The organism is Terriglobales bacterium (assembly GCA_035567895.1).
In the GTDB taxonomy this organism is placed as follows: Bacteria; Acidobacteriota; Terriglobia; order Terriglobales; family Acidobacteriaceae; genus Gp1-AA112.
Map to the genome: position 1 here is coordinate 1 of DATMPC010000095.1, position 4,654 is coordinate 4,654.

Annotated in this window: 4 protein-coding genes and 1 tRNA gene; 3 read left to right on the forward strand and 2 right to left on the reverse strand. The window is 55.3% G+C overall.

Annotation, left to right across the window (positions count from 1 at the left end):
* Positions 1–506: 506 nt before the first annotated feature.
* Complete coding sequence (locus VNX88_19950) at positions 507–1,325, reverse strand: hypothetical protein (GenBank protein ID HWY70951.1); 819 nt, start codon at positions 1,323–1,325, stop codon at positions 507–509.
* Positions 1,326–2,096: 771 nt separating this feature from the next.
* Positions 2,097–2,172: transfer RNA gene (locus VNX88_19955), tRNA-Ala, on the reverse strand.
* Between the two features lie 192 nt (positions 2,173–2,364).
* On the opposite strand from VNX88_19955, the gene VNX88_19960 reads away from it, so the two are divergent.
* From VNX88_19960 to VNX88_19970, 3 genes are all read left to right on the forward strand, one after another.
* On the forward strand, positions 2,365–3,318 hold the full coding sequence (locus VNX88_19960) for an MBL fold metallo-hydrolase (GenBank protein ID HWY70952.1): 954 nt from the start codon (positions 2,365–2,367) through the stop codon (positions 3,316–3,318).
* A gap of 147 nt (positions 3,319–3,465) precedes the next feature.
* Entirely contained in the window at positions 3,466–3,657 is a 192-nt protein-coding gene (gene rpmB, locus VNX88_19965; protein ID HWY70953.1) for a 50S ribosomal protein L28, read from the forward strand.
* Positions 3,654–4,654: SurA N-terminal domain-containing protein (locus VNX88_19970; protein ID HWY70954.1), on the forward strand; the 1,001-nt coding region annotated here is incomplete at its 3' end. The genes rpmB and VNX88_19970, both read left to right, overlap by 4 nt.

Genomic DNA, 4,654 nt, shown 5'->3' on the forward strand with positions numbered 1-4,654 from the left:
AATTGGGATGGGGTGCGAGCGTATGCAGTGCCCGATAAATCCGTTGGTCCTCCTGGCCACGCTGCATCAAAACCGCATCCGAGGCGGGTCTCGAAACATGTATTGGCCGCGGCAACACCATTTGTGACGCGGGTGTGACGCGGGAATGGTGCGAACGACCGTCCAACACCGGAAGCAAGGCCCTCACCCCCCAGCATTATTCCTGGATTGGAGTGTTCGCGCGCAACGGAGATATGCTCGTCGAGCCATAAGCGGAGCCAGGGTTCAGCAAAATGTATGTGGCTAAACTTTTCGCAGCAATTGAGTATGCGGAATGGACGCCGGCGAATCACCTTCGTCATTCCCGATTTGTCGTGTCGAGAAGACAAAGATCCGCGGCAGTTTATGTGTGAGTATCCATCATGACAACCCAACGAAGCGTCGTATTCCTTCCGCTTCTGACCCTGCTCCGTCGCCAGACCTCACGCCGGCGCGTTGTGCACGCGACGGCGTGGGTGCCCGACTCCTTATCGCCGCGGTGAACTGCGCTTCTTCGACTTCTCCGATGAAAGTGTGCCATCCGCTGGATCGTTGCCGCACGCGAGCGAAGCGATTTCCAAAGTCTGCACGCTCACCGAACTGAAGTCCGCTTTGTCCGCAATCACGAGCAAGTCAAGCATCTGCACATTGCCATTCGTGCCGCCGAGTTCGATGAAGTCCCCGGTAGCAGGGCCGCTGAGTTGGATCGTGCCGTAGCAGGTTGCCGTGCCCGATGGCGTATTGAGCAGGATCGAGCCAGTCACGTTGAACTGCGCGTCTTCGGTCAGCACCAGCGTAGCGTTGTACTGAGTCACCGTGCCATCGTCATTGCTGCCATTCACGATGCCAATGTAGGTTTTGTTCACCGGCGCATAGAGCGAACCTGTAAATGTTCCATGATCGCTCGAGCAGTTCGAGCTATACGATCCCGTCATCGTCGTCCCGTTATTGCTGACGTTGCCCTTCAAGTCGTAGAAGATCCCGGTGTTCACTTGCAGCCTGAAGTTGAACGAGCCATTCACATTCGATCCCGTCGGCTGCACCGGAGCCCATCCGCTGGGCGAGCAGGTGCTGTCGCTGAGCGCTTCGTAGTTCTGATACCAGGCGCCGGCCACGTAACCCGCATAGAACGGCGAGTTCAGGTTCCCGTGGGCATCCTGGACGATGTTCACCGCCGCGGTTGTGATTGTCGCGCCGCCAGTGAACGTAAACGCCCACTTGCCTTGCGCGCTGGCCTGTGGATTGTTCGCTTGGGCGATGCTCGCGAACAGGAACATAAACGCTGCTGCTGCAATAATCTTTTTCACGTAATTCTCCTGGGATTTTCGTAAAAGTCTCGGGGTCTTAAGGAGCCGTTCGCATCGACCCGATTGCCGCCGCGCGTCGTCTCCCCCGGTGATTTCGGCGGGTGCGTGTCCTTGAAGCTGCGATGAACCGCTCTCCATGCTTCTTTTATGCGGTAGGCGGGCGAATACCGGAATGGAACACCCGGTGCTATTTCTCACCTGCTCGTTCCATCGCTTTCTTGGGGCTTTAGTTTGGGGCGGAACTGGTACTAACAGGCAGCGGAGCGGACGCGTCTCACTTCGCTGTCTATCTATTCTGCACTCTATTCTGCACTGAATTACAGCGCTAGAATCCGTTGCGCTTTCGTCGGCCTAACCTCTCGAAATTGACTCTCCACATGGGGGCAGCCCGATTACTGTTGAGAAATTCTTTTACCACTCTGCCTATCTCAAAGTGAGACGGTGCTCGGAAACATCGCGGCGAGCGGTTAGATTCGATTTACAAAAAGCTCTCGGCTGGACGCATACCTGGAGCGCGTAAATCCGATGGACGCTGGCTTATTCCGCCGGAATTCATATCCGCATCACCCCCAAAGAGCGGAGTTCAGTCGTGACTTCTCACCTCGGTGGTTACCTGGAGCCAAGTACGAGGCGAGAAGAAGAAGTGCTCTGGACGCTCTGGCGATCAAATCATGTGTGGGCGGCGAAACCTTTGGGGAGAGGGTCATGTCATAAACAACGCCACAACTGGTGCCCAGGCTCTTCCTGTTGACGCGCAACCTACTGAAAATATGGTGGACGTGACCGGGATCGAACCGGTGACCCCCTGCTTGCAAAGCAGGTGCTCTCCCAGCTGAGCTACACGCCCACTAAGGGTTCATTCTAAGTTTAGATTACTCCCCGAGTGACCGCTACTCTAATCCCGCATCTTTGCTCGCACGGCAATACTGGAATCGCCCATTTATCGCGACTAAGATACCGATGTGTCAGATAACTCGGTGGCTGTGTCGAGCCTGGAGCCTGCAGCTTACTGATCTGAGGCTATACCGGGAGAGAAACTATGAGGCTATCACCGAATCTTCGCTGCTTCTTCAACTTCGCCTCCTCACCACAGAGCATCATTTTGCTGCTGTTTTACGCGTTCTCGCCGTCAGCGGCCGCGCAATCGTGTGGCTCTCAGGGCGTCGCCGTTCAAGTGCTCGGCTCCGGAGGGCCGGAACTGCAAGACAGGCGCGCCTCAAGCAGCTATCTCCTGTGGGAAGACGGCCAAGCAAAAGCAGTAATCGACGCGGGCGGAGGAAGCGCGCTGCGATTTGGCGAAAGCGGCGCACAGATGTCGCAGCCCGATGTGCTCTTGTTCAGCCATCTGCACGTTGATCACAGCGCCGACTTCGCCGCGCTGATCAAATCGTCCTGGTTTGAAGATCGAAATCGTCCTCTACCAATTTACGGTCCGCCGGGGAACGACTTCATGCCCGCGACCACTGAATTTGTCTACGATTTGTTCGGGGACAAGGGAGCTTACGGCTATCTCAGTGAGCTGCTTGTTCCAAAAGAACAAGGAAGCTACAAAATGCAGCCCCACAACGTGACCGCAAGTTCGACGCCCGTCCCGGTATTCCACAACGAAAGCTTCGCCGTTTCTGCAGTGCGAGTCATACATGGAGGCGTGCCCGCCCTCGCGTGGAAGATCGAAACGCGCGGCAAAGTGATTGTCTTCAGTGGTGACACTAATGGCGAAGGCGAAGGTCTAACTCGCCTAGCAATGAACGCTGATCTATTCATTGCGCACAATGCCGTGCCGGAGGGTGCGACAGGTATCGAGAGGCAGCTGCATATGCCTCCCTCGGTAATCGGACAGATTGCAGACAGCGCCCACGTGAAAAGCCTGGTTCTCTCTCATCGCATGCTGCGCACACTGGGGAAAGAAGCTGAGACCGAAGCCGAAATCAGGAAACGTTACTCAGGTCCTCTCACGTTTGCAAATGACCTCGACTGCTTCCCTTTGAAGTAATGCGTGGGGTGATGGAAGCTCTTTACGGGAAAGTTGCCAACTGGCATCTAAACTCAAGCATCCGCAAATCGCTTCCCGCACAACGCATTCTCTGGTAGCATCAAAAGTCACGCTATCTAAGCGAATTTCCTTCTGGAGCAACCGTCAATGGCACTCGCATGTGAACTTTGCGGCAAGAAACCGAGCTTTGGCAACGTAATCAGCCACGCTCACAATGTTCGCCGCCGCCGCTGGAATCCCAATCTCCGCCGCGTTAAAACCGTAATAAAGGGCACGAGTAAACACATTCGCGTCTGTACCGCCTGTATCCGCGCCGGCAAGGTGAAAAAAGCCGCTTGAAAACCATCGCCTCTCCGCTTCAGCTTCTCTTGGCTCCGAGAATCCTCCTACTTTCCGCCATTTTGCTATGCAGCTTCGCGGCGGGTTGTAAAAAGGAATCGGCGCCGGGGCCAGATGTCTGGGCCGTAGTGAACGGAAAAGACATTTCTCGCGCCGAAGTGGATAAGTATTATCGTACGCGCGTGAATGCCGATGCCCCCGCACCCTCGCAGGAGGAATCGCTTTCGCTGAAGCTCAGCATTCTCGATGAGTTGATCAACAACGAAATTCTTATCGGGCGCGCCAACAAGATGAATCTGGTTGCCAGCGACGCCGAAGTGGAAGACAAGTTTACCGAATCGAAAAGCCCGTACACCGAGGAAGAATTTCAGAAGAAGTTGAAAGACACGGGCCTCACCGTGGACGACCTGAAGAGTGACATTCGGCGCCAGCTCTCCGTTCAGAAGCTCCTCAATCGCGAAGTCGTCGCAAAAATTTCAATCACCGATCAAGACGTTACGGATTTCTATCAGAAAAATCGTTCGCAATTTAATGTTGCTGAGCCTCAATATCACATCGCTCAGATTGTGGTCACGAGTCACCCGGATCCTTCCGTGCATAATCGCAAGAACGACAAAGCCACCACAGAGGGAGAAGCCAAGCGCAAGATCGCCGTTCTCGAGCAGAAGCTGAGTTCGGGCTCGGATTTTGGACAGCTTGCGATGGACTATTCGGAAGATTCAACCGCTACCACGGGCGGCGATCTCGGCTTTATTCCCGAGTCCGCGCTCAACAAGTCAGACCCCGTCTTGAAAAAGACGGTGTTGGGGATGAAACCGGGCGAGGTGACGCCTCCAATTGGCGTGCCGAATCAAGGCTATCGAATCTTGAAACTGCTAACGAAGGAGCCCGCCGGCCAGCGCGATCTCGCCGACCCGCAGGTGCAGCAGACCATTCGCGACACATTGCGCAACCGCAAGGAACAGCTTCTCCGCTCCGCCTATATGATCGAAGCGCG

Coding starts and splice junctions, on each gene's coding strand:
- VNX88_19960 (HWY70952.1), top strand. CDS start 2,365: ATGAGGCTATCACCGAATCTTCGCTGCTTCTTCAACTTCGCCTCCTCA.
- rpmB (HWY70953.1), top strand. CDS start 3,466: ATGGCACTCGCATGTGAACTTTGCGGCAAGAAACCGAGCTTTGGCAAC.